General features: G+C 35.4%; 19 protein-coding genes and 1 riboswitch. Of the genes, 9 read left to right on the top strand and 10 right to left on the bottom strand.

Annotation, left to right across the window (positions count from 1 at the left end):
• On the bottom strand, window positions 1–1,185 hold the full coding sequence (locus tag AVL50_RS05175) for a hypothetical protein (protein ID WP_157491148.1): 1,185 nt from the start codon (window positions 1,183–1,185) through the stop codon (window positions 1–3).
• A gap of 656 nt (window positions 1,186–1,841) precedes the next feature.
• Here AVL50_RS05175 and AVL50_RS05170 point away from each other — a divergent pair.
• The 4 genes from AVL50_RS05170 to AVL50_RS05155 all read left to right on the top strand — a co-directional run bounded on the left by AVL50_RS05170 (window position 1,842) and on the right by AVL50_RS05155 (window position 5,699).
• Window positions 1,842–2,924, top strand: coding sequence for a hypothetical protein (locus tag AVL50_RS05170; protein WP_062615407.1), 1,083 nt, complete (start codon window positions 1,842–1,844; stop codon window positions 2,922–2,924).
• Between the two features lie 133 nt (window positions 2,925–3,057).
• A complete protein-coding gene (locus tag AVL50_RS05165) occupies window positions 3,058–4,401 on the top strand; it encodes a tetratricopeptide repeat protein (protein ID WP_062615406.1) in 1,344 nt (447 codons plus the stop codon).
• A 142-nt stretch (window positions 4,402–4,543) separates the two neighbouring features.
• Complete coding sequence (locus tag AVL50_RS05160) at window positions 4,544–5,011, top strand: hypothetical protein (protein ID WP_157491147.1); 468 nt, start codon at window positions 4,544–4,546, stop codon at window positions 5,009–5,011.
• A 382-nt stretch (window positions 5,012–5,393) separates the two neighbouring features.
• Entirely contained in the window at window positions 5,394–5,699 is a 306-nt protein-coding gene (locus AVL50_RS05155; protein WP_157491146.1) for a hypothetical protein, read from the top strand.
• Window positions 5,700–5,830: 131 nt separating this feature from the next.
• Here the strand turns inward: AVL50_RS05155 and AVL50_RS05150 are convergent, their stop codons facing one another.
• From AVL50_RS05150 to AVL50_RS05125, 6 genes are all read right to left on the bottom strand, one after another.
• Window positions 5,831–9,184: a methylmalonyl-CoA mutase family protein gene (locus AVL50_RS05150; protein WP_062615435.1), complete on the bottom strand. Its 3,354-nt coding sequence runs from the start codon at window positions 9,182–9,184 to the stop codon at window positions 5,831–5,833.
• A gap of 81 nt (window positions 9,185–9,265) precedes the next feature.
• Window positions 9,266–10,255 carry a sensor histidine kinase gene (locus AVL50_RS05145; RefSeq protein ID WP_172826762.1) on the bottom strand — a complete coding sequence of 330 codons (990 nt, stop codon included), beginning with the start codon at window positions 10,253–10,255 and terminating at the stop codon, window positions 9,266–9,268.
• Between the two features lie 203 nt (window positions 10,256–10,458).
• Window positions 10,459–11,526 carry a DUF5074 domain-containing protein gene (locus AVL50_RS05140; protein WP_157491145.1) on the bottom strand — a complete coding sequence of 356 codons (1,068 nt, stop codon included), beginning with the start codon at window positions 11,524–11,526 and terminating at the stop codon, window positions 10,459–10,461.
• Between the two features lie 6 nt (window positions 11,527–11,532).
• Complete coding sequence (locus AVL50_RS05135) at window positions 11,533–13,479, bottom strand: TonB-dependent receptor (protein ID WP_062615401.1); 1,947 nt, start codon at window positions 13,477–13,479, stop codon at window positions 11,533–11,535.
• Window positions 13,472–14,608: an InlB B-repeat-containing protein gene (locus tag AVL50_RS05130; protein ID WP_062615400.1), complete on the bottom strand. Its 1,137-nt coding sequence runs from the start codon at window positions 14,606–14,608 to the stop codon at window positions 13,472–13,474. Before AVL50_RS05130 ends, AVL50_RS05135 begins: the two co-directional genes overlap by 8 nt.
• Before the next feature lie 55 nt (window positions 14,609–14,663).
• Window positions 14,664–15,824 carry an InlB B-repeat-containing protein gene (locus AVL50_RS05125; RefSeq protein WP_062615399.1) on the bottom strand — a complete coding sequence of 387 codons (1,161 nt, stop codon included), beginning with the start codon at window positions 15,822–15,824 and terminating at the stop codon, window positions 14,664–14,666.
• Window positions 15,825–15,948: 124 nt separating this feature from the next.
• A riboswitch (cobalamin riboswitch) is annotated at window positions 15,949–16,132 on the bottom strand.
• Between the two features lie 342 nt (window positions 16,133–16,474).
• Here AVL50_RS05125 and AVL50_RS05120 point away from each other — a divergent pair.
• The 5 genes from AVL50_RS05120 (at window position 16,475) to AVL50_RS05100 (ending at window position 21,342) form a co-directional block, all read left to right on the top strand.
• Window positions 16,475–18,694, top strand: coding sequence for an NADP-dependent isocitrate dehydrogenase (locus tag AVL50_RS05120; RefSeq protein WP_062615398.1), 2,220 nt, complete (start codon window positions 16,475–16,477; stop codon window positions 18,692–18,694).
• A gap of 291 nt (window positions 18,695–18,985) precedes the next feature.
• On the top strand, window positions 18,986–19,636 hold the full coding sequence (locus AVL50_RS05115; RefSeq protein ID WP_062615397.1) for a bifunctional 2-polyprenyl-6-hydroxyphenol methylase/3-demethylubiquinol 3-O-methyltransferase UbiG: 651 nt from the start codon (window positions 18,986–18,988) through the stop codon (window positions 19,634–19,636).
• A 40-nt stretch (window positions 19,637–19,676) separates the two neighbouring features.
• Window positions 19,677–20,210 carry an OmpH family outer membrane protein gene (locus AVL50_RS05110; RefSeq protein WP_063850552.1) on the top strand — a complete coding sequence of 178 codons (534 nt, stop codon included), beginning with the start codon at window positions 19,677–19,679 and terminating at the stop codon, window positions 20,208–20,210.
• Between the two features lie 74 nt (window positions 20,211–20,284).
• Window positions 20,285–20,800, top strand: coding sequence for an OmpH family outer membrane protein (locus AVL50_RS05105; protein ID WP_062615395.1), 516 nt, complete (start codon window positions 20,285–20,287; stop codon window positions 20,798–20,800).
• A 35-nt stretch (window positions 20,801–20,835) separates the two neighbouring features.
• Complete coding sequence (locus AVL50_RS05100; protein WP_062615394.1) at window positions 20,836–21,342, top strand: OmpH family outer membrane protein; 507 nt, start codon at window positions 20,836–20,838, stop codon at window positions 21,340–21,342.
• Window positions 21,343–21,448: 106 nt separating this feature from the next.
• On the opposite strand, the gene AVL50_RS05095 is transcribed toward AVL50_RS05100, so the two are convergent.
• The 3 genes from AVL50_RS05095 to AVL50_RS05085 all read right to left on the bottom strand — a co-directional run bounded on the left by AVL50_RS05095 (window position 21,449) and on the right by AVL50_RS05085 (window position 24,370).
• Window positions 21,449–22,663: a DEAD/DEAH box helicase gene (locus tag AVL50_RS05095; RefSeq protein ID WP_063850541.1), complete on the bottom strand. Its 1,215-nt coding sequence runs from the start codon at window positions 22,661–22,663 to the stop codon at window positions 21,449–21,451.
• A gap of 210 nt (window positions 22,664–22,873) precedes the next feature.
• Complete coding sequence (locus tag AVL50_RS05090) at window positions 22,874–23,344, bottom strand: hypothetical protein (RefSeq protein ID WP_062615393.1); 471 nt, start codon at window positions 23,342–23,344, stop codon at window positions 22,874–22,876.
• A 162-nt stretch (window positions 23,345–23,506) separates the two neighbouring features.
• Entirely contained in the window at window positions 23,507–24,370 is an 864-nt protein-coding gene (locus tag AVL50_RS05085; protein ID WP_062615392.1) for a hypothetical protein, read from the bottom strand.
• Between the last annotated feature and the right edge of the window lie 122 nt (window positions 24,371–24,492).

The following is a 24,492-nucleotide window of genomic DNA, read 5'->3' as shown; positions in this document are numbered from 1 at the left end:
TTAGAAACCTCTTTTTAATTCTATACTCGCTCTGATTGGCCTTGAAATATTACCCGCATCATCCTTAAATTTCACGTAAACATGTTTCTTTCCATCAGCTTCACCACTGAGTTTCCAGTTTGTGATTTTAGGTTGTACCTGTTGCCAGTGTGCTCCCTGAAAAGATGAATTATTGCTAACCATCATCATGGCGGCATCGTCTCCGTTGAGTTCTAATGTAACCAGTTTATTGATATTGGTAGTAGACTCAGCACCTTGATCAATTGAAAGTGTGATATTTTGTGGAGCACTTGTATCCATAGTAATGCTTGAAGAATACGTTTGTGTTTGATTTCCCGCAAGGTCCTTGTACTTCACAAAAATTTGCTTTATTCCATCACCTTCACTCAATTTGAAACTTTTTTTTGTGTTGTAGGGTTCCCACGCCGCACCTTCAAAATTACTGCTTTGAGCAACTAACATAGAGTCAGCCTGTCTACAGAAAAAGGTAAGGTCTACGTTAAAGTCTTGTCTGTTGGAAACTTTTTCTCCATTGTTGATCGAAATTTTTCCGCCAAACGGTGCTGTTCTATCTACAATGATCTCATCAGTGACCACGCTAGTGATATTGCCAGCTTGATCTCTATATCTCGCATAAACTTTGCGAACGCCATCATCACCCGGAGCAAGATCCCATTCAATGAATTCATCTTGAATCAATCTCCATTTGTTACCATGAAAAGCAGATGTGTTGCTGATCTGGAAATATTTGGCACCCTTATGTCCTAAAATTACACCTACCTTCAAGCTGTTAGGATCTGTGAAGTATTTTGTAGGAACGTCTATTTTAACCGAAATATCTGTTGGTGGGGTTGTATCAAGAGTGATTTTTTTCATCAAAACTTTTGATTCATTTCCGTCAACATCCTTGAATTTAAAATAGACTTCTTTTAATCCGTCCCCGTCGGAAAGATGGTAAGAAAATAATTTTGAAAATTTTATCCATCTAGCTCCTTCAAAAGATTTTGAACCGCTAGCCATCATTTCAGTAATACCTACACCATGAATTTCTACTTCAATGTGAGTTGAATTAGAAAATTTTCCAGATTTAAATATTATTCTTGTTCGGTCTAATGAGTCTTGAGCGATTAATTGCGTGCTAAAAATAAATATTGATATTACAGAGATAAGTAAGATTCTCATCATGAATTTTTCTTATAAATGAACTTATTTTTCAGTATTAAGTTAAAAAGTTTCAGATTAATTCTTTACTTTTTTTTTGTGATTACGACGTTGTAAAATGCATTAATAGTGGTTCTATTTAAAGCTTTAAGAAGAAGTATTCTCAAAAAATAAAAAGAATTAAGATCAAGTGATTTTGTCTTAATACTTGTCTTTTAGTATGTACAACGTTGATCATTGCAAAAATAGTACTCAATTAAGTAATAAGACAAATGTAATTAGATAATTTCCGTTGAGTGACCTGTGCCATTCGATGTCATTTTCTATCTAAAAACCCCTTTTTTATATTACATTTTCTTACCAAATAAAGTTTAGTCAACAGGGTTCTAAATTTGATTTGTACATTTGTTCTGCACATTATAATGCATTAACGGAACAAGATTTGTTAGTAAAGAATTGTCGAAGTTATTTTAAATAAAAAAGAGCCTTGAATAAACATCATTTGATGGTTAAAGAGGTATTTAATGAAAAACTTGTATTTTTTTTGTTTTTCACTTGAATTTGGAGAATAATTTCAGATTACAATTGTTAATTTATCGTAATTACTATCAAGTTAGAATATTGTTAAGAAGTCGGATATGTTTTGTTGCACTAGAAAGATAAATACATTTTTTTTCTGTTTGACCATTATTTCTTCATTTTGTATCAGCAATACTATTGCACAAGAAGTAACAGAAGGACATTCATATACTCCTGGAAGTTTATCTCAGGAACCTGTAAGTGTAAGAAGTGAATTGTTTCCTACAAGCTCATCAGAGGTAGGGGATACTACTTTTACAATTTACGGAGATGCGTCAATCCCTTTTAAAATTTATTTTGTAAACGGACCGCAGTATGATAACATCTTCAACCCTAACCCAACAGGGATCATATTAGGGGATAGAGAGTTCAACTTTTTCTGTTCAATGGAGAAATCAATTCGTCAGAACTATTCCAATGTATTAGAAGCAAAAGAGTTTGATTATTTAGGTAAAAGTTATTTAATGTTGGTCTCTTTTAGAGAAGACTGTTTAGGTGATAACTGTAGATACCGTTGTTATAATGTGTTCGATGTCACAGATCCATCACAAATTCGTCAGACGTCATTCTCCAGTCTATATCAGGGAACAGACAGTTTTGGTGATTTTAATAATGATGGTAAACTCGATTTCCTAAGAATTGCTCCAAAACCTCCAAAGGATCAACAGCCAGGAGAAATGGTAAGTAATTACTTAGTTACTGCTTATACTATGAGAAGAGGTATTCCTAAGCAATTGACAGATCAAGGAAACTCTTACTATTTATATGTTGATGGAGATGAGGAAGCTACAAAATTCAATGTTTTGCAAGCGTATTGGTTCTTTAATATAAAGAACAAAGAAGGTGCGGATGCGGAACCTACTACGTATTTTGCCGAGTATATTTCCTTTGATCCTATGTATAGATATCTATACAATCCAAACGGCGTAAGAATAGAGAAAAACAGATGGTCAGTTCTGATCACTGATGTTGGTGACCTTGAATCGGCACAGGAACATTGCCATATTGTTCAAGAATATGAAATCGAAGATGTTTACATTATGATTGATCAATACAGTGGCGATATCACTTATCAAGTTTTTGCAGGAAATTTTGTAAGTAAAGAAAGTGCAGAATCCTACTTGAAAATCTTGAATTCTCATGGTGTTGATGGTCAATTGACTGATTTCTTGAAGTCCTATTAATTTTTCTATAACGAAATACTTAATTGAAATACTAAAGTGGCATAATTATTAGTTTTATTAAGAGAAGCACTTTGGTTTCAAAGTTTTTTTTAAAATAACATACAAGAGAAAGTAATTCATTTTTATAGCATCTATGAAACTATCACACTTAAATATTATACTGTCCTTATTCTGTTCATTTCTATTTGTCACGGAATTAAAAGCTCAGGAAGATGTGGCAAAAGCTCATCTGGAGACAGCTGACTTCCTTTTAGCGAACAGTCGCTACAGTGAGGCTCTTGAGGAATTAGACAAAGCAATACAAGCTAACCCTTCTGATGGTAGTGTTTACTTTAAAAAGGCAAACACACTACTGGCTGTTACAAAATTCAATGATGCTATTAAAACATTAGAAGCTTGTGTAAAATCTGACCCAAGTTTTTTCAGAGCTTATGAAATGCTTGGAGATTTATATTCTCAGAAGAAAAAGCCTTCTGAAGCTGTAAAATATTATGATTTGGCTTTTCAAAAGGATGAAAATATTGAGCAGAAATATTTATACAAGCTTAAAATCTTAGATATTTTAGATCAAGCAAATAGACACCGTTTTTCTAAAAAACATATTGATGATTTAAGAAAACTTGAATTAGCAGAGTCTTTTGACCTTGACTATTATGAAGCTATGTACTGGAATGAAATGGATCATCCAGAAAAAGCGGAAGAGTTAATGGCGAAAATAATTGGCGATATTGAGCCTTTGTCTGGAAATGAAAGATATTATTATCAATACATCTGGGCATTGTTCAACCAAGGTAAATATGGTGAAGCAAGTCAGTGGATGGATAAAATGACCACTAACGAGGCTGATGCAATGTTTACTATTTTCAGAGAAGAATATTATTTCAGTTTAGCGCAGACTTATTTCCAAGTAATGGATTATCCTAAGTCTCAGAAAATGATTGATATTACATTAGGTATCAATTCATCTTACATTGAAGCTTTCGATTTGCAAAAGCAATTGGCTGCAATTCATACTGATAAAACAAAAGTAATTGCAGCACAAGATAGAGCATTGATGGCTGAGAAGGACATCAAAAAGAAATCTCAAAAATTACTTGAATTAGCTAATTTGAATTATCAGTCAGAAGATTATGCTACTGCTTATATTCACTTGGAAGAGTTTCAAAATGCATTGCCACAAAATGAGAGAAATATTAATGTGATTTTCATTAAGACAATGTGTGAGAAGAATTTAGGTGAAATTGGAGCTTCTACTGAGAATTTGAAAAAGGTAATTCATAATCCAAGTATTACACCTCCTGTAAAAGCAAAATACAACTTTTCAATTGCTTTGGTGTATAAAGAAATTGGAGATTATAAAAACGCAGAAAATTTCTTGAAAGCGGCTTACGGCGGATCATATAAGAACGCTGTAAGATATGAATTCTCAGATATTCAAAAGCTGAAAGATCTAAAAGAAATTGAATCAATGAACTAAGTTCTATGATTCGAGAAGCAGAGGGTCAACCTAATTTTTTAGGTTGGCCTTTTTTTATTTTTAAAAATATCGGTGACATTTTTCTGAAGTGGATATAAGAGAGTGTAACAATAATAAAAACATAAACATTCAATCTACTGATATGAAAAAAATAATTTTAATTCTATCGACATTATCAATCCTTTCATTAGCCAATCTTTCTTATGCTCAAACTTCTGGAGGAGGAGACTTTAAAGGTCCTGGGACATTGAATATAGGTTTCACTTCAGGTTTTACAAATGGAACATTAGGTTTGATGGCAGATTATGAAATTGCCCAATTAGGGAAAGATTTTACTGTAGGTGCTTTCATTGATTATCAAAGCTGGAAGGGAGATGGTAGCTCATTTGGTGCTGGTGCAAGATTTAGATGGTATGCTGATAGAGTTTTAAATATTACAAATCCAAAATGGGATGTCTATGCCGTAGGTGATGTGGGTTTTGAGTTTGGTCATGGAGATGCATTGCATTGGGGCATAGGTGTGGGTGCTAAATATCATATCACTGATAACTTTGGGATACAAGGAAATATTGGCACTGGAGCTCAGATTGGTATTAGTATAGGTCTTTAATACTAAAAAGTGAATAAAATAAGGAACAAAAAAGGTAGAGTATTGCTCTATCTTTTTTTCAGAGTGACATTTTTATCGTAATGATATTAGAGCATATTTGACACACCTCTTTTAGTGAGCATTTATCCTTTCAGAACGTGAGTTTACTAATTTCATCAACTATAGAATCTCTATTTTCTCAGAAATTTAATTGCCTCACAACTTATAAAGGAAGATTTTTCTTCTAAAAATATATTTCAAACATGCTCTTAATAAGTGAAATTCTTTATCAATTATTTAAACCTCTTCAGTGATGCTGCACAAAAAATTACAACAGTTTGGACAGAAAATAACGAATATAAAATTCATTTTATTAGGGCTTGGTGTCTTAAATTTTATTCTGATGGATATTGAATTAGCCTCCTTCTCAGAGAAAGTAATGACGACTTTAATGAGTAGTATTTATGTCTATGCTGCATTAAGAATAGAAAATATAAAAGATACTTTGTTACTGCTTTTAGTTACAGTTATGCTCAGCAATGGCATGATTGCTTTCTTGGACATGGACTTTTTTATTCGTCAAAGCCTAGGTTCAATGATAGAAGTAGTGGTATTGATTTATCAATTAATTGTGTTCTCAAGAGATGAAAAAATGATTGACCGCATTATTGATTTAAACATAGAAAATAAAGAGAATAGATCTAATTAGTATTATTGATTAACCAGTGTAAATTCATCTAATCCATATTGGGTTAGTTTGATTAAAAAAGGGGAGCAAACGTAGTGATTGCCTCCCCTTGTATTTATTTTTGACCTCAACAAGAATTCATCTTTGTAATTTTACATATTCCTTCTGTACTGTCCCCCAACATCAAACAATGCATGTGTGATTTGACCAAGAGAACAATATTTTGAGGCCTCCATTAAAGCATCAAAAGTATTTTTATTAGCTAAAGCAACACTTTGCAAATCTTTTAGTTTTGCAATTGCATTTGCTTGGGCATGTTGATGTAAATTTTCCAGAGAGGTGATTTGACTATCTTTTTCTTCTGTAGAAGATCGAATCACTTCTTCAGGAATAATAGTAGGAGAACCTTCCTTACTTAAGAAGGTATTGACACCTACAATAGGGTATTCACCGTTATGCTTTAGCGTTTCATAATGCAGGGATTCTTCTTGAATTTTAGAACGTTGATACATTGTTTCCATTGCACCCAATACTCCTCCACGTTCAGTTATTCTGTCAAATTCCATCATTACAGCTTCCTCTACCAAATCTGTCAATTCTTCAATGATAAACGAGCCTTGTAATGGATTTTCATTTTTTGCTAATCCAAGCTCTTTATTAATGATCAATTGTATGGCCACTGCTCTTCTTACAGATTCTTCAGTAGGAGTAGTGATGGCCTCGTCATAAGCATTAGTATGCAATGAATTACAGTTGTCATAAATAGCATATAATGCTTGCAGAGTAGTTCTAATATCATTAAAAGCAATCTCCTGAGCGTGCAACGATCTTCCTGAAGTTTGAATATGGTATTTCAATTTCTGAGAACGGTCACTTCCTTTATACTTAATTTTTAAAGCTTTCGCCCAAATTCTTCTAGCTACCCTGCCAATGACCGCATATTCTGGATCCACGCCATTAGAGAAGAAGAAAGAGAAGTTGGGAGCAAAGTCATCAATTTTCATTCCTCTGTTCAGGTAGTACTCTATAAAAGTAAAACCGTTGGCTAATGTAAATGCCAATTGAGAAATTGGGTTAGCACCTGCTTCTGCAATATGATAACCAGAGATTGAAACAGAATAGAAGTTACGAATGCCATTGTCAGTGAAATACTGTTGCATATCACCCATTAAACGTAGTGAGAATTCTGTAGAGAAAATACAAGTGTTTTGTGCTTGATCTTCTTTAAGAATATCGGCTTGAACCGTTCCTCTTACTTTGGCAATTGTTGCTTTTTTGATTTCATTATAAATTTCTAAAGGTAAAACCTGATCTCCTGTTACGCCAAGTAACATCAATCCTAAGCCATTATGATTTGGCGGTAAATCACCTCTGTAAGTTGGGGTTGTCTGTCCTTTATAAATAGAAGCAATTTTATCTTTTACTTCTTGTCCCAGGCCATTTTCTTTAATGTAGACCTCGCACTGCTGATCAATTGCTGCATTCATAAAGAACGCCGTCATCGCTGCCGCGGGACCATTGATCGTCATTGAAACGGAAGTGCTTGGAGCACATAAATCAAATCCAGAGTATAATCTTTTGGCGTCATCTAAGCAACTTACATTCACACCTGAATTTCCAATTTTTCCATAAATATCAGGTCTGAAATCAGGATCTTCTCCATAAAGTGTTACAGAGTCAAAAGCGGTAGATAATCGTGCAGCAGGTTGTCCTTGTGAAAGGTAATGGAACCTTCTGTTTGTTCTTTCAGGGTTGCCTTCACCTGCAAACATTCTTGTTGGGTCTTCTCCTTGTCGTTTGAAAGGGAACACACCTGCCGTATAAGGGAATTCTCCGGGTACATTTTCCTGCATTACCCAACGAGTAATATCACCCCATCCAGTAAATTTAGGGAGTGTAACTTTGGAAATTTTATTGCCAGATAATGTTTCAGATTTAGCTTCTACTTTGATGTCTTTGCCTCTTACTTGGTAAGTGAAGGTATCTCCAGCATAAGCTTCTACTTTTGCTTTCCAGCCTTCCAGTACATCAAAAACATCGTGGTCTAAATCTCTTTTTATTTTATCAAAAGCTCCCTGTAAAGTAGCCTTTGTGTTTTTGTCAGCTTCAAGAATCTCTATTGATTTTTGTAAACCAAATAGCTGATCAGCAATGTCAGCTTGTTCCTTGACATGTAAATTGTAGTTTCGAACGACTTCAGAAATCTCTGACAAATATCTAACTCTTGATGGAGGGATAATATGAAAGCGGTCTGAAGTTTCATTTACTTCAATCTTAGGGAATTTGACAGTACTTTTTTCCTCTAAAAGTGAAATGATTTTGTTGTATAACTCATTCACACCTTCGTCATTAAATTGAGAAGCCATGGTGCCGTATACTGGAATATCATCTTCCTTTAGTTCCCAAAGTCCATGATTTCTTTTGTACTGTTTTGCTACATCTCTTAATGCATCTAATGCGCCCTTTTTATCAAATTTATTAAGAGCAATCACATCGGCGTAGTCTAGCATGTCAATCTTTTCTAATTGAGTAGCGGCGCCATATTCCGGTGTCATTACATAAAGGGAGACATCACTGTAGTCCACAATCTCAGTTCCCGATTGTCCAATCCCAGAAGTCTCCAAAAGGATCAAGTCAAAATCAGCGGCTTTTACGACCTCTAATACATCTTCAATATGCTCAGAAATAGCTTGATGTGCTTTTCGTGTAGCTAAAGAGCGCATATAAATTCGCCCATCAGCAATGGCATTCATACGGATTCTATCTCCAAGTAACGCCCCTCCTGTTTTTCTTTTGGAAGGATCAATGGAAATGATCGCAATAGTTTTGTCTTCAGATTGAGATAAAAATCTTCTAATTAACTCATCCACGAGACTTGATTTACCAGCTCCACCAGTACCTGTAATTCCGAGCACAGGAATATTTTTATCTTTATTCTCTACTTTCAGCTCTTGAATAAAGTCAGCTTGATCTTCTTTGAAATTTTCTATTGCCGAAATAATACGACCGAGGTTTCTATGGTTTTTCTGTCCTAATTGAAGCTTTTCTTTTCCTAGATTTTCTCCAGTAGGATGATCACATTGGATCAAAATATCATTGATCATTCCTTGAAGACCCATCGTACGGCCGTCGTCAGGAGAGTAGATTTTCTTGATGCCGTAATCATGCAATTCATCAATTTCAGAAGGGAGGATTGTTCCGCCTCCACCACCATAAAGACCAATATAACCAGCACCTCTTTCTTTCAAAAGGTCATAAATGTATTTGAAATACTCCAAGTGACCTCCTTGATAAGAAGTGATTGCTATACCTTGAACATCTTCTTGAATGGCACAGTCTACAATTTCCTGAGCTGTACGGTTGTGCCCAAGGTGAATGATTTCTGCACCCGAAGATTGCATGATTCTACGCATGATGTTGATAGACGCATCATGTCCATCAAATAAAGAGCCTGAGGTGACTAGCCTTACTTTGTTTTTCGGTTTGTAAGGTGTAGTGTTGTTCATTTGTGAAGTCATTTTTGTGATGTGTGTTTAAGTTATGGTTAAGTACTAGTCCAGCGCCGTAAGTGGGCTTTGTACTAGTGTTTATGTGTGTATTTTAAGTTTGACAGTAAAACTGTCTTGAGTGTCTATAATCTCTAGTTGATGTTTGAGGTTATACTGCAAATTGAGACGTTTTTTTACATTTTCCAAACCAATGCCCCCTAATTGATCTTTGGAAAGCTTTGTTTTGGGTTTGCTATTGGCCACTTCAAAGTAAATTTCATTAGAAGAACTTACATTTAATTTTACCTTAATCCAGCCATGATCTTCATCTTCAATATGACTGTGCTTGAAGGCGTTTTCAATAAATGGAGCAAAGAGCAAGGGAGCAATTTGTAAAGATGGCTTTTCAACATTCCAACTCGTCTCAATGTTTTCTTTAATTCCATCACTTTTAAGTAAATGTAGCTCGATAAAGTTTTTGAGATAGTCTACTTCTTTATGAATAGGTACTGTTTCAGTAGATGTATCATAAAGCATATAGCGTAACATATCCGAAAGTTGAAGTACCACCTCTGGAGTTTTATCTGATTTGATAAAAGATAGCGTATAGATATTGTTTAATACATTGAATAGAAAGTGGGGGTTGACCTGAGATTTTAGAAAACTCATTTCAGATTTCACTTGTTCTTCTCTTAATAAAGTAGCTTCATTTTCCTTTTTTAAGCCAAAAAGTGTCATCCTGTATGCTGTACTAGCTAATGCTATCACTCCAAATAAAATAATGTTATAGGTGCTTTCAAAGATTCTAAATCCTTTACGGACTCTCTTCGCATTACGGTTCTTTAAGGCTTTTTCCCTCATTTCAGGGTCATCAAAAGGAAACATCATCCTTTCTGAATTGGACTGTTTCCATGCTTGGAAAATTTCCTTTTCGATGTATTGATAAAGAAAAGCGATGATCAATACAAAGGAGAAAAGCGATAGGGCATAAATGATATGTTTTTTCTCTAAAAGTAGTTTGGGGACTAAATAGTTGAGGTTGAATTGCCAGATAAAAACCTGAAAACTGACCAGTAAAATTGCTTTCATTGAGCCATAAGCAAATCCAAACCGTTGTTCAAAAAAATTATAGGTCAAAAAAAGGTAAGCAAGTATAAGTAGCCCTTGCCAAATATGGTCTTGTTTTATTTTTTGTAGTGAAAACATTCAACTCAACTTAAAGATACTATTCCAATGATTGGAATCGACAAGATACAATATCTGAGTTTGAAAGAGCTACTTTTATCGGATAATTATTGAAAGACAATTTCATTCGGAATTACCCCCACTTTAAAAGAATCCAGCTTTACACCTTCTTGATTGTATTTGAAAATCCACCCTTTTTGAACGTAATCAATGGCGTCTGCAACATAGATATCATTGTTGTGTGGGGAAACACCTAACCCATAAAATAGACGTTTTTCTTTCGGGATAATAGAGGAAGGTGAGGACGCTTCGATGGGCAGTGCAAACACATCTTTCTGAATATAGTATAAAATATCTTTATCTTTATTGATGCGAAGCCTTGAAGGCATACTTAGATAATCATTGGCTGAAAGGTCGAATGTTTTAATCACTTTAAAAGTGTTGGGGTCTACCTGAACAATGGCGGGTGTAAGCTGAACTAAACCACCATTGCAGAGTACCCATATTTTTTCATTTTTATCAACTTGTAAATCAATTGGGCCATAAGGGAGCTCTAAACTGTCAACAACTATGTCTGTCGTAGCATTGATTTTTAATAAAAATTGTCCTCCTTTTCGATGATCAAATACTGTTCTGGTTTGTGTCATGTAAACAAAATTATCCACTTTACACATTTTTTCCGTCCAGCCTGTTGTACCCACTTCTTTTACAATTTTATTAGAATCAAGGTCTAATATGTAAAATCGATCGGCATAAAGATCTGTGATATAGGCTTTTTGTTCATTCACAGGTAAAAGATAACGCGGACTGCTTCTAGGTATTTCCACTCTACCAATCCATTTTGCTGTTTTGGTCTCTATAATATCTACTCTTGCTGAATTGTTGACACAGATATAACCCTTATCATCAATAATGGTCATGGATTGAGCTACATTTCCCAATTCAAAATCATTTCTCTGCTTATAAATTTCTTCATAAACGCTATCCGATTCATACTTTTTGAAAGAGAGCGTACCATGTCCCCAATCAAAATTGCCTTCATTGATCACAAATAATCCTTCCTCAAAAAGGACCTCATCAGGAACATCAGGAGTATTTGAAATAGGCATGCTATCTTCTACTGTATTACAGCTCCAGAAGGTGATAAATGTGAGTATTAGAATCGAATAACGCATTTTAGATTATAGTTTATAAGTAAAAGTGAGTTGGTAAACTCTGCCAGGCATTGGTTTTCTGGCAATGGATTGATAGTGGAAAGCGAAAACATTCTCGATCCGAGCCTTTACATCAAATCGATGCTGACGAAATGAAAACTGCTTACCTATACTGAAATTTGTGAGATAATAAGGAGGTAAATACTCGCTTCCGTCAGTTTGTGTTAATCGCTTTCCGTATATCTGTTGTTCTACTATCCCGTACCAAGACTTGTAGCTCGCTTGTATATAGCCTTGAGCACTGAAGATAGGAGTATATATTAATTGGGTGCCGACTGATTCATCTAATTCATCGTACGCTTCTAAGTTTTCTGATTTGACATAGGAAACGGATACATAACCAATCCATTGCCAATCGTTTTTATGATAAGTTAATTGTAAGATCTGTTCTATACCGCGACTGTTTACTTTCTTTAAATTTTCCGGACGCCACAGATTACTCACAGCAGGTTTCCATACGATCCAGTTATGAATAATTGAACTGAATGCTGTGATGTCATAGGTTAATCGCCAATTGTTTTTCCATTGGGATTGAATTCCAAAAGTTCCTTCATAAGTCCATCCTTCTTCTGGCAACAGATCAGGATTTCCAACAGGATACCAATAGCGATCGTTCAAAGAGGGGGCATGGAAATTTTTAGATATATTCCCTCTTAAACTGTAAGTGAATTTTCCATTTCTGTTCCATTGGTATTCAAGCCCGATGGAAGGTAAAGTAGGCTTAATATCTCCATCAATCCATTGTTGTCTTAAAAGAAAACTCATGGAAAGTTGTTCCATTGGGAAATAATCAAACCCACCAAATACATCAAAAGTATGCTGTTGGACATCTACTGTACTTGAATCAGTTGAAGCTTGGTATTGATTACTGTGAATTTGATCCCAAGCATAATCATAACCACCTCTCAATAAAAGTTTATCATTCACCTGATAAGAGGTCCTGAGGTGAGATTGATATTGATAAGTGTGAGAGTCAGAGTTAGTGGTTTTAGGTGTTTCATCATTATTTAATAGTTTTTCATACCATAAAAAATCATGAATAAATGCATGGTTCCAATCTAATTTTAAAGCGTCGTAATTTACTTTCCATGAAAGTAATCCTCTCAAAGATTCATCACCTTGTTGAGAATCTCCATACCTATTATCCATAGATGGAGTTAGTTTTCTTTCACTGTTTTGATACCATAAATTACCTTGTAAAATATGATTGTCATTTATTTTGTACCCAACCTCTTGCAATGCTCCGTACTGTATTTGTCCAGAATGATCATTGTTCCAGGTTGGGGTATTGGGTTGTAAAGGGTTTTCAAATTCAAAAAGATTTCTAGCGTCTTTATAAAATAGTTTAGTAGTACTGCTCCATTTTTCATTAGAAAAAGAAACACTTCCGTTGGTAATTGAATTTTGTAATGTATTGTAAGTTTGAGATAAGATAATTTCTTGTTTTTTGTTCCAGTTTAATTTGCTATTCATTTGAATGCCTCCACCAAGTCCGCCGGTGCCATAAAGTAAACTAGAGGCACCATAATTAACAGTGACTTCGTCTGTGAAGGCAACAGGAAATAAGGATAGATCAACCTGACCCAACATAGGTGAGTTCAGGTTGATTCCATTCCAATACACTTGGGTGTGACTGGCACCCGTGCCACGGAAAGAGGGAGTAGCCGTACCTCCCGCCCCGTAGCTTTTGATAAATATGGGAGTATTTAAGGTCAATAATTCACCTAAAGAAGCAGACAAATACTGATCAATTTGCTCCTTATCAATTTTAGTATTCTTAAAACTGACTCTTTCAGGTATACGCTGTCCAATGATTTCCACCTCGCTTAAATAAGTAGTGGAATCCATTTGTGCATGAGCTTTTGAAAACCAAAAGCAAATGATCAGTAGAAGTCTAAACTTATAATTATTCATCTGTAGAAAGTAAGCTGAGATCTGCTGCTTTAACTATTTCTGTAGAACGCTCACCAAGCCAACCTGCAATTGTAGTTGTAGCTGTGTATACTTTCACAAAGTCAACAGCTATTAATTCTACTTTTTCTCCATTTTCGTCTACAGCATTACTAATATCAAAAAGGTCAGCTCCTCTTAAGATTCCTTCTTGTTCGTAACCTCTGTTATCTGCATATCCCCAATCATAGGCAGGGTTGTGGAAATAAGACCAATCGCCCATGTCCTCATGCCAAGTATTTGATTTTAACTTTGTTCCTGTGAAGGTAATTTCATCTTCTTCATAAAAAGTTGGGAACATAGGTTGAGGGTGGAACATCTCCACTAATGTGAAGTCCATTTCACCTTCTTCTATGGTTTCATCATAAGTGGCTTTATATTTAATAATGTGTTGATTTTCTTCTGGCTTTGGTCTATAGTAAGTAATTGTGTAATTATGAGTTGTTTCAGCTTTGTAATACTCACTTCCTGCTAGTTCATACCAAGGTTCGTCATCATCAGCTATACCATTGTGATTTAAATCTTGGCAAACCATCACAATGCCTGGTTCACTACTGTCTTCAAAAGGATTGCCATAGATTGCAATATCATTTCCCTCTCCATTCATAATTGAGTGATCGAATTTGAAGGTGACACTTCCACCGAATGTTCCTAAGGAGATGAATTGGTAGTAGTCACCAATGATATTTTTTACAGACTCTTGATCATCTACTTTGTTTAGGAATTGTCCAGGAGCAGGAGAAAAATCCAGTACTTCAGTGATGTAAGGAGTGGCGTTTGGATTAATAATCGGTTTGTAGATATCTTTCCAAGAGGCAATTAGTGTAAATTCAGAATTTACTACTTCACCAAAGTTGTAAGGTTCATTATTTTTTAACCATGCTATAAATTCCGATCCTTCTAATGTGGGGTCAATTGGTTTTACTACTGTATCTCCAGGTATAATAAACTGCGATTGAATAGAAGAACCTCCGAACGAATCGAAGCTTACTTCATATAAAACGCTTTGATCTTCTTTGATTTCACAAGCTGTAAATCCAATGAAAAGAGATAATAATAAAAGTTTGTTTAGAATAGTAAGTTGCTTTTTCATTTTTAGATAAGTGATAAAGCTATTGCTCACAGAGGAGCAATAGCTGTTTTTAAAACTATATATTGTCAGTAAATTGTAAGTTTTCGTTTCTTAGTACAGAAATTACTTTTCCGTCTACAGTTATTGTTCTGACAAATTTATTTTGTCCTAACATTGCTTCAATTATAGCTTTGTAATCTTCAGAAACATTATCATAAGTCCCTTCTTTGTCACCTAATGCTTTGATGTACATTTCAGTTTCACCGACTAAAACTTTAAGTCCATCTTCACTTGTAAATGTTACCTCCCTTACGTTTCCTCTAACGACTTCATCAAAATATTCAACACCATAACGCATTGGAGCTAGCCATTTAGAACCATTGTATGCACCTGTGCCCGTTTCATCAAATTCTTCATTTCTACCATAACCAAACCCTAATTGAGGAGAAGACATATAAACGTCTTTCACAACATCAAAAACGAAAGTTTGACCTTCAATATGAGCATCATCTTTAGTGAACTTAAGAGGGAAAGAAAACATGCCGAAATTAGAATGGCTATAGAAGTCCTTTGAACTGTTGCCTTCTGTATCAGTGATGTAAGCTTCAGTTCCCCAAGCCCAACCAAACATCAAATAGTTTATTTGAGCCTTTACAATCATGTGTTTTTGTGATTCCATATTTTGGAAGTCATCAAATGAAATGGTTTGGTAAACCACTTCTGTTTCACCTACTGAGCGAATAAATTTGGCGTCAATGGTAATTGGAGCGGTGATAGGAGAGGAGAAGTTGTACTCTTCTTCATTATGATACCAACCCATGAAGTCGTAACCTTCCATAGTCGGATTTTCATCAGGAGTAGCCACAGCTTCATTTTCTACAACAGCTACAATGACAGCCTCTTCACCATTATTTTGGTTGAAAGTGACATTGTGCTGTACAATTACTTTGTCCCAAGTGGCTTTAAGTGTGAATTCTTCAGCAACAGCTTGGCCAAAATCATAAATGATATCATCTTTTGTCCAGGTGACAAATTCTGAACCTTCCAAGGTAGGATCAGCAGGTTTTAGTACGGTATCACCTTGAAGGATTAGCTGTGATGGAACAGGAGATCCTGCATTAGCATCAAAGTGTACTTCAAAAAGGGGTAATTCTTCTGTGGCTTTTTCACAACCGATAAAACCAACAGCTAAAATTAGGAAAAGAAGATTGATTAAGTTTGTAAGTTGTTTTTTCATTCTACTAGAAAAAAATGTTGTTGATAACAACTTACGGGGTGGAGAGACACAACAAATCGCTGTGCAGTTTAGCTCAATAAAAGTGCAAAAAAATACCTCCAACTTTATTCCCGAAGTTGTTCCGATTAATAAAATTAAAATTGGTAGGTCTCCTGACTTTCTCATTTGTTACTCCTTCTCATTCAGATCAAATGAATAATGGTTATCTGTAACAAATTTTTGATTGAGATTTACAGTTGCGGGTACAGTCCTAGAGTTACACTAGGTTCCCTGTTATTCTTCTCAGAACCAATTATGATACAAAATTGCAGGGTAGTTTTAAGAGTTTTTATGATGTGTGTCAATGTTTATCTATGATAGATAATATCGAATAAAGTGAATAAATGTTAACCAGGTAGGTGTGTTTGTTTTTAAATTTTATAGGAAGTCTAATTTAAAAATCTTCAAAAAAAGCGGTGTTTGACCCTGTTTTTTTGTTTTTTAAGATAAAAAAATTACTAAGAAAATGATTTTTGTTCTGATTTTCTAAACATTTATTAAATTTGCAACTTGAAAATTAAGAATGCTCTAGGAAAGAGTAGATTTAATTAAACAAAACAACAAATTTCGGCAGCATTCAGTGTGTTTCCCTATCACATAAGAAAAAAGACATGGCAAAAGCAAAAATTATTTACACCAAAACAGACGAGGCACCAGCATTAGCTACCTATTCGTTTTTACCAATCGTAAAAACATTTGCAAGCGCAGCAGGCGTTGAAATCGAAACAAAAGATATCTCTTTAACAGGACGTATCATTGCTAACTTCCCTGAGAATTTGACAGAGGATCAAAAAATTGGAGATGCTTTAGCAGAACTAGGTGCTTTGGCAAAAACGCCAGAGGCGAACATCATTAAGTTGCCAAATATCTCGGCTTCAATCCCCCAATTACAAGCTGCAATCAATGAGCTTCAAGCATTAGGATACAACATTCCTGATTATCCTGCAGAACCTGCTAATGCAGAAGAAGAGGAAATCAAGAGCAGATATGCAAAAGTTTTGGGTAGTGCTGTAAACCCTGTATTGAGAGAAGGAAACTCTGACCGTAGAGCTCCAAAAGCAGTGAAGAATTATGCAAAGAAACACCCTCACTCTATGGGTGCTTGGACTGCAGATTCTAAATCACACGTGGCAAGTATGCCTGCGGACGATTTCTATGGCAGTGAGAAATCTGTTACTGTAGACAAAGCAACTGATGTTAGCATTCAGTTTGTAGGTGCAGATGGTTCAACTTCTGTGTTGAAAGAAAAAGTAGCTCTTTTAGAGGGTGAAATTATAGATGCTTCAGTGATGAACGTAAAAGCTTTAAAAGCATTTATCGCTGAGCAAGTGGCTGACGCAAAAGCACAAGGTGTATTGTTCTCGTTACACATGAAAGCAACAATGATGAAGGTTTCTGATCCTATCATTTTTGGTGCGGCTGTAGAAGTATTCTACAAAGATGTATTTGAGAAGTATGCTGATTTATTCAATGAGTTAGGCGTAACTGCTACTAACGGTTTGGGTGATGTTTATGCGAAAATCGCAGGTCACGCAAAACAAGCTGAAGTAGAAGCAGCTATCGAAGCGGTTTATGAAACAGCTCCTGACTTGGCAATGGTTGATTCTGATAAAGGAATCACTAACCTTCACGTTCCTTCAGATGTGATTATTGATGCTTCTATGCCAGCAATGATCCGTACTTCTGGTCAAATGTGGAACAAAGCAGGAAAGCAACAAGACACAAAAGCGGTTATTCCAGACCGTTCTTATGCAGGTGTTTACCAAGCTACAATCGACTTCTGTAAGCAAAACGGAGCTTTAGACCCAACAACAATGGGTTCTGTATCGAACGTAGGTTTGATGGCGCAAAAAGCAGAAGAGTACGGTTCTCATGACAAGACATTCCAAATGTCAGCAGCAGGTACTGTAAAAGTAGTTGACGCGGCAGGCACTGTGTTGATCGAGCAACCTGTAGGTGAAGGTGATATCTTCAGAATGTGTCAGGTGAAAGATCTTCCAATCCAAGATTGGGTGAAATTAGCTGTGAAGAGAGCAAGAGCAACAGGTACTCCTGCTGTATTCTGGTTAGACGAAAATAGAGCACATGATGCTCAGTTGATCGCAAAAGTAAACAAATACTTAGCGGATCATGATACAGACGGTTTAGAGTTATTGATCAAAGCTCCAGTAGCAGCGACTCAATTCTCATTAGAGCGTATCGTAAAAGGTGAAGACACAATCTCAGTAACAGGTAACGTATTAAGAGATTACTTGACTGACTTGTTCCCGATCTTAGAAGTAGGTACTTCAGCAAAGATGTTATCGATCGTTCCATTAATGAACGGTGGTGGATTATTTGAAACTGGTGCAGGTGGATCAGCGCCTAAGCACGTACAGCAGTTTATCAAAGAAGGTTATTTAAGATGGGATTCATTAGGTGAATTCTTAGCCTTAGCAGTATCTTTAGAGCACTTAGGTGAAACGTTTGACAACCCTAAAGCAAAAGTATTAGGAGAGGCGTTAGACGTAGCTACAGGTCGTTTCTTAGACAATGACAAGTCGCCAGCAAGAAAAGTAGGTGGAATTGACAACAGAGGTTCACATTTCTACTTAGCTTTATACTGGGCACAAGAGTTAGCTGCTCAAGACAAAGATGCTGAATTGAAAGCCCAGTTTGCTGATTTAGCAAAAGAATTAACAGACAATGAAGAGAAAATCAATGCTGAATTGATTGGTGCTCAAGGTAGCCCTCAAAGCATTGGTGGTTACTACCATCCTTCATTTGATCAAGCTTCAAAAGCAATGCGCCCTAGCTTTACTTTAAATGATGCTTTATCACAGCTAGTGTAGTCTAGTTTTTAAAATATATGTTAGACCCTGTCTTGAAAAAGGCAGGGTTTTTTGTTGTTTAAACATTAATGAATTGATTAATAGTGTTTTTTCAAGAAATGAATATTATTAAAATTAATTCTAAATACTTCGTTTAAAATCTGTTCGTTAAATCTATAAGCTTGAATATTAGATTCTTCAAAGAACGTTTTGTTCATTGGGGGAATCGTTGGGTTTATTTGCATTATTTTTGTATAATGAGATAGCCGTATTTATTACGTTTAAATAGTAACTCGTCATTTCAATTAAATTATGTTAGCGAAAGATAATAACGCTTCATTCTATTCAAATATGCCACTTGATATCTTTATGGGCTTTGCCGAGAAGATCGGTTTGGCTGAAGGTGAAGATATTGATCAAATATATGAGGAAATCAAAGACAGTTCATTGCTTATCGAGTTTGGTTCTGGATATGGAAGAGTAATAGAAGCTTTACAAACAAAGAAATTTCAAGGTAAAGTAGTGGGAGTGGAAAGGGTTCATGAACTGGCCGAGCTTTTAAAGCAAAAGGCAGGAAATAATGTAACGATTGTCGAAGATGATTTGTGCTATCTAGACTGGCACAAAGAAAAGGCTGATACCATATTATGGATGTGGTCTGGCATCTTGGAACTGACACCTGAAGATCAGGAAAATGTGATCAAAAAAGCTTACAATATGTTGGTAGATGGAGGACGATTAATCATAGAATGTCCTTTTAATGACTCCATTTCTAAGGTTGGAATGTTATCAAATGATAAAAAAATTGTCGTAAAGGAAGCTTGGGGTGTCTTAGATGCAACTCTCGTTGAAACTAAGGATATTGAAAATTATTCCTCTAATGCGGGTTTTTCGTCACACTCATTGAGGAAGTATGTAACGACTACAAATTTGACAAGAGCGATCTATACATTGATAAAGTAAAATTTAATAAGCATATTTGACGAAATTTATGCTGAAAAATATGAAGAACTTACTCCTGATTAGTCTGTTCTTTTTAATCAACGTTCCGTTGGCATCGGCGCAAAGGTTTGGATACATTGATTCACAAGTGATCATAGAGTCCTTGCCAGAGTACAATGAAGCTGAGGAAAAACTAAAAAAACTAACGGACAAATGGTTGAAAGAGCTAGATGACATGAAAAAGGAGGTAGAAGACCTTGAGCGTGCTTACACACATGAAGAGATTTTACTAACTCCTGAAATGAAAGCTGAAAAGCTAGAAGCCATTGCTAGTTTAAAACAAGATATGAGAGAATTTCAAACCAATCATTTTGGTTATGAAGGTCTTTTGTACTCCAAGAGAATGGAGTTTATGAAACCGCTGCAAGACAAAATATCAAAAGCTTGTGAGGCGGTGGCTAGACAAAAAAAGTTAAATTTTTTATTTGACAAAGCTTCAGATATAACTTTAATCTACTCAGATCCACGTTATAACTATACCGATTTCGTTTTAGACGAACTTGGAGAGGGAGATCCTGAGGATTCTCCAAGATAATTTATATTTTTGCAAGGAAAACCGTACTAGTCAGTTTAGTGTTTTTATAAATAAACAGAGAAATTAATTACGCAATGAAGAAAATCTTATTCGCGCTTTGGTCGTTGATGATGCTATCTTCAGTGGCAATGGCTCAACAAAAAGTAGCCTATATCAATGAGGATAGTGTGATTACTTCTATGGCAGAGTTTAAAACGCAGCAGAAGATTATTGAGTCTTATGCAAAGCAGTTTAAAACTCAAATAGAAATGAAGCAACGTACTTTGCAGGAGAAATACCAACAGTTAATGCAAGGTCAGCAATCAATGGCTCCTGCTGAGATTCAAGAAAAAGAAAAAGAGTTACAAGCTCTACAACAAGAAGTTCAAGAATTACAACAAAGAGCTTCACAAGGTATCAACAAAAAGCAAGCGGAAGCAATGGAGCCTCTAATGAAAAAGTTAGAGTCGCAAGTGGAAGCAGTTGCCAAAGAAGGCGGTTATTCAATTGTTATAGCTAAAGGAGTTATGGCAAGAATTGGTGCTTTCCTTATTGACGCCAATGGAGAGGACATTACTGGTAAGGTAATTGCCAAAATGAACGGTCAATAGTCAAATTAGTTTTTAGAACTTACAAACGAAGAACAATGAAATTAAAAGTTATATTCGCATCTTTATTTGCAGTGATGCTTATGAGCTTCTCAAATGAAAGTGCAGCTCAAACTAAAATCTTTGCTTACGCGAACCTTGATAGTGTAGTAAGATCAATCCCTGAATTTGAAACAAAAATGAAGGAATTGGAAAGCTATCAAAACCAATTGTATACTTCTATGCAACAACAAGAGCAAGAGTTTCAGTCGAAGTATGCTGATTTCCAACAAAACCAACCAAACTGGTTACCAGAAATCATCCAACAAAAAGCACAAGAGTTAGAGTTGTTACAAAGAAACTTGCAAGAGTTTCAGCAAACTGCTCAACAAAACTTTGCAAAACGTCAAAACGAAGCAATTACACCTTTACGTCAAAAAGCAGAAAAAGCATTAGCAGAAGTTGCAAAGGCACAAGGATATCAATATGTATTGCCAATCGAAATGTTATTATACAACGATGGTGCTGATGATATTACTGAATCTGTAATTCAAAAAGTAAAATAATTTGGTATACCACTGACAAGATAATACTTGTTTCAATACCAAAAGAAAAGGCTAGGTTGATCATGAATTCAACCTAGCCTTTTTTGTATTATGATGAAGCTGTAGCTTAATCGAAAATTTGTTCCATAGTAATACCAAACTCGTCTTCAATCTCATCCAGCTTGCTTAACTCTTTCTTACTTACAATACATAAAGATACGCCAGACTTGCCAGCTCTTGCCGTACCCATAGTAATACCAAACTCGTCTTCAATCTCATCCAGCTTGCTTAACTCTTTCTTACTTACAATACATAAAGATACGCCAGACTTGCCAGCTCTTGCCGTACGGCCACTTCTGTGTGTAAAGTACTCTGTCTTATCTGGAAGCTGATAATGCACCACATACGCTAAATCTGCGATGTCAATACCTCTTGCCGCCAAATCAGTAGCTACCAAGATTTGTAATTTATTACCTTTGAAGGCACGCATCACTTTGTCTCTTTCCTTTTGATTAAGGTCACCATGAATAGACTCCGCTTTGAATTGCTTGCCGTGCAGTTGCTTTGCTACTTGTTGTGCTTCCGCTTTTGTCTTAGTGAAAATAACACCTCTAGCATCACCTTGCTGACGGATAAACCAGTTGAGTGTTTCCATTTTTTGCTTTTGCTCTGCTAAAATGTACTCGAACTTGATTTTTTTATTGATGACGTTGAATGGGTTCACCTCAATACGGTGAGCATCTTTTGCCATGTATTTTTTAATGATGTCCTTGATACCTGCTGGGAATGTAGCAGAGAACAGCCAAGTTGCTTTTTTGTGTGTTGTCAAACGCAAAATCTTAGAAAGATCTTCTTTGAAGCCCATGCTCAACATTTCGTCCGCTTCATCCATCACTACAGTCTTCACATACGACAGGTCAATAGCGTTTCTATCTACCAAGTCCAATAAACGGCCCGGAGTAGCGACGATAATCTGTGTAGGACGCTTGAGGTTGTTGATCTGCTGATCCAATGAGGCACCACCATATACTGCTTCACAAAAAATTTTGTGGTAGTATTTTGTGAAACGGAAAAGTTGTTTCTGTATCTGTTGTCCTAACTCTCTTGTAGGAGATAAAATCAATGCTTGGGGTTGAGGGCTTTTAGGATTGACTAATTGAAGTAAAGGCAGTCCAAAAGCGGCTGTTTTGCCTGTTCCAGTTTGTGCCTGTCCAATAAAATCCGTGCCCTGATTTAATAAAAATGGGATTGATTTTTCCTGAATAGACGTCGGTTCTTCAATTCCATTTTCTTTGAGTGCTTTAATAATAGCACTTGAGATTCCTAATTCCTTGAATGTCATTATGATTGTTTTTAATGCTTTCGAGTGCAAAGGTAATCTGAATAATTGGGATTCTGTTAGTTATTGAGAGGATATATACATTCTTTAAGAAGAAAAGATTTAAACCTTTTCTTCTTAAAGAATATACTGTTATCAAGGTCGCAGATTAAATATGAATTACTTTGATCTGTGAATAACGTGAGACAATGATATTGTAAAAGTCGATTTAATTTAAATTCTGAAAAGGTTCACCCATTCAATGTAGATGATTTTGGGGTTATCCGCCCACATCTCATGAGGTAATTCTATTTCAACAAAAGGTTCGTCTTTTACAATTCGTTTCTTTTCAGCACCTTTATAGGTGGCAATGTATTGGTTATTCCCAACACCCGCAGCATGAAAATGCTCGAAAAGATGTTCTTTGTCAAGATTAGTGTAAGCTTTGAATCCTTCTAAACGGGGGAAAGGAAGCTTCACTGTGATTGATTTAGGCCATACGTGCCCTTCAGGTAAGGTAATTGTACCTTTTCCAATGTCTGAAATTTCATTAAAGACGACCATTTTCAGTTCGTCGTCTCCAATCCATTCCACTTCATGGAACCCTTTGGTTGCTTCGTAGCTTAGTGTAGTGTTAATCTCTTCTGAACTATTGCATCCTGAAAATATCAGTAGAATAGCAGACAAAATAAATACGTTTCTCATTAAGGCAATACAAGATATTCTGAGTGACTTTTACATGTTTCCATAATATATGAAAAAACTAAGAAGAACTTGTGAATTTTGAATAATATAACAAAAAAAGAGTAAACTTTTATTAAAGTTTACTCTTTTGATTAAGTCTTAATAAGATATTTTTTTCAATTCTTAATAGCCTAATTTTATGATATTTAGATTGTTGGCGTATTCGCTGGCAATTGCTAATTCATTAGTTCTTTTAATGTAAATCATGCCGCTTGGTCCATCACTTGAAGATTGGATAATACGGGGTTCTCTAGATAGTGAACTATTGATTTTGATAATCACATTTTCCTTATGATCAGCACCCCAAGCAGTGATATAATAGCTCAAAGAACCATTAAAAGTGATGTCTTCCAAGTAAGGAAAGTCCACGACTTGAAGCTTCAACTCGGTCGTTTTATTTTTTGGAGAATAAGAATAGACACCACCGGCAGTTTCTAAAGAGCTTAATATTAATAAGTCTTTTGATTTTTTATCAAAATACACCCCTGTTGGAGAAGGAACGTCAGAAGTGATTGTCTCTACCTCTTCTGATTTAACATTCACACTGTATACTTTTGAAACTTCTTTATCTGAAACATATAGAAGGCCACCATTGCAAGTGATGGCATGCAAAGCCTTTGAGCCTTTTACTTCAACGTTAAAAACCTCTTTATTGTCTTTGATATTAAAACCTTTCACTCTATTTGAATCCGCTACATACAGAATACTATTTAAAATAGTAACTCCTCTTGGATGTACTAAATCTTTTGTAACGAATACAGCACCCCCTCTTCGGCCTCTTTTAATAATTCCATGATTTCCTGATGAACTGATAAAGAATAATCCAGATTTTTCATCAAAAGCAATATCATGTGGAGATTGAAGTTTGGCGTCAGGATCTGCTGAAAGTGTCTTTTTATTTTTCTTCTTCTTTGCTTCTTTGTCTTGTCCCGAAACGGTACTAAAAAGAGATAAAGTAATTAATAAACTAAATAATAATTTATACATCTTGTTAGATATTAAGTCTATTTGGAGTCATTGTTTGATGCAAATATAACAGAGAAATCAAAGATGCATAAATTTTCAATTGTGATATAAAGTTAAATCAACCATATCAAACTAATATAAAA

This window comes from Flammeovirga sp. SJP92, assembly GCF_001583495.1.
Lineage (GTDB): Bacteria > Bacteroidota > Bacteroidia > Cytophagales > Flammeovirgaceae > Flammeovirga.
This window is presented reverse-complemented; position numbering and strand designations above follow the sequence as displayed.

Excerpts from the sequence above, each read along its gene's own strand:
- AVL50_RS05175 (WP_157491148.1), bottom strand. The coding sequence starts at position 1,185 with ATGATGAGAATCTTACTTATCTCTGTAATATCAATATTTATTTTTAGC.
- AVL50_RS05165 (WP_062615406.1), top strand. The coding sequence starts at position 3,058 with ATGAAACTATCACACTTAAATATTATACTGTCCTTATTCTGTTCATTT.
- AVL50_RS05160 (WP_157491147.1), top strand. The coding sequence starts at position 4,544 with ATGAAAAAAATAATTTTAATTCTATCGACATTATCAATCCTTTCATTA.
- AVL50_RS05155 (WP_157491146.1), top strand. The coding sequence starts at position 5,394 with ATGGATATTGAATTAGCCTCCTTCTCAGAGAAAGTAATGACGACTTTA.
- AVL50_RS05150 (WP_062615435.1), bottom strand. The coding sequence starts at position 9,184 with ATGAACAACACTACACCTTACAAACCGAAAAACAAAGTAAGGCTAGTC.
- AVL50_RS05145 (WP_172826762.1), bottom strand. The coding sequence starts at position 10,255 with ATGAAAGCAATTTTACTGGTCAGTTTTCAGGTTTTTATCTGGCAATTC.
- AVL50_RS05140 (WP_157491145.1), bottom strand. The coding sequence starts at position 11,526 with ATGCGTTATTCGATTCTAATACTCACATTTATCACCTTCTGGAGCTGT.
- AVL50_RS05135 (WP_062615401.1), bottom strand. The coding sequence starts at position 13,479 with ATGAATAATTATAAGTTTAGACTTCTACTGATCATTTGCTTTTGGTTT.
- AVL50_RS05130 (WP_062615400.1), bottom strand. The coding sequence starts at position 14,608 with ATGAAAAAGCAACTTACTATTCTAAACAAACTTTTATTATTATCTCTT.
- AVL50_RS05125 (WP_062615399.1), bottom strand. The coding sequence starts at position 15,824 with ATGAAAAAACAACTTACAAACTTAATCAATCTTCTTTTCCTAATTTTA.
- AVL50_RS05120 (WP_062615398.1), top strand. The coding sequence starts at position 16,475 with ATGGCAAAAGCAAAAATTATTTACACCAAAACAGACGAGGCACCAGCA.
- AVL50_RS05115 (WP_062615397.1), top strand. The coding sequence starts at position 18,986 with ATGTTAGCGAAAGATAATAACGCTTCATTCTATTCAAATATGCCACTT.
- AVL50_RS05110 (WP_063850552.1), top strand. The coding sequence starts at position 19,677 with ATGAAGAACTTACTCCTGATTAGTCTGTTCTTTTTAATCAACGTTCCG.
- AVL50_RS05105 (WP_062615395.1), top strand. The coding sequence starts at position 20,285 with ATGAAGAAAATCTTATTCGCGCTTTGGTCGTTGATGATGCTATCTTCA.
- AVL50_RS05100 (WP_062615394.1), top strand. The coding sequence starts at position 20,836 with ATGAAATTAAAAGTTATATTCGCATCTTTATTTGCAGTGATGCTTATG.
- AVL50_RS05095 (WP_063850541.1), bottom strand. The coding sequence starts at position 22,663 with ATGACATTCAAGGAATTAGGAATCTCAAGTGCTATTATTAAAGCACTC.
- AVL50_RS05090 (WP_062615393.1), bottom strand. The coding sequence starts at position 23,344 with ATGAGAAACGTATTTATTTTGTCTGCTATTCTACTGATATTTTCAGGA.
- AVL50_RS05085 (WP_062615392.1), bottom strand. The coding sequence starts at position 24,370 with ATGTATAAATTATTATTTAGTTTATTAATTACTTTATCTCTTTTTAGT.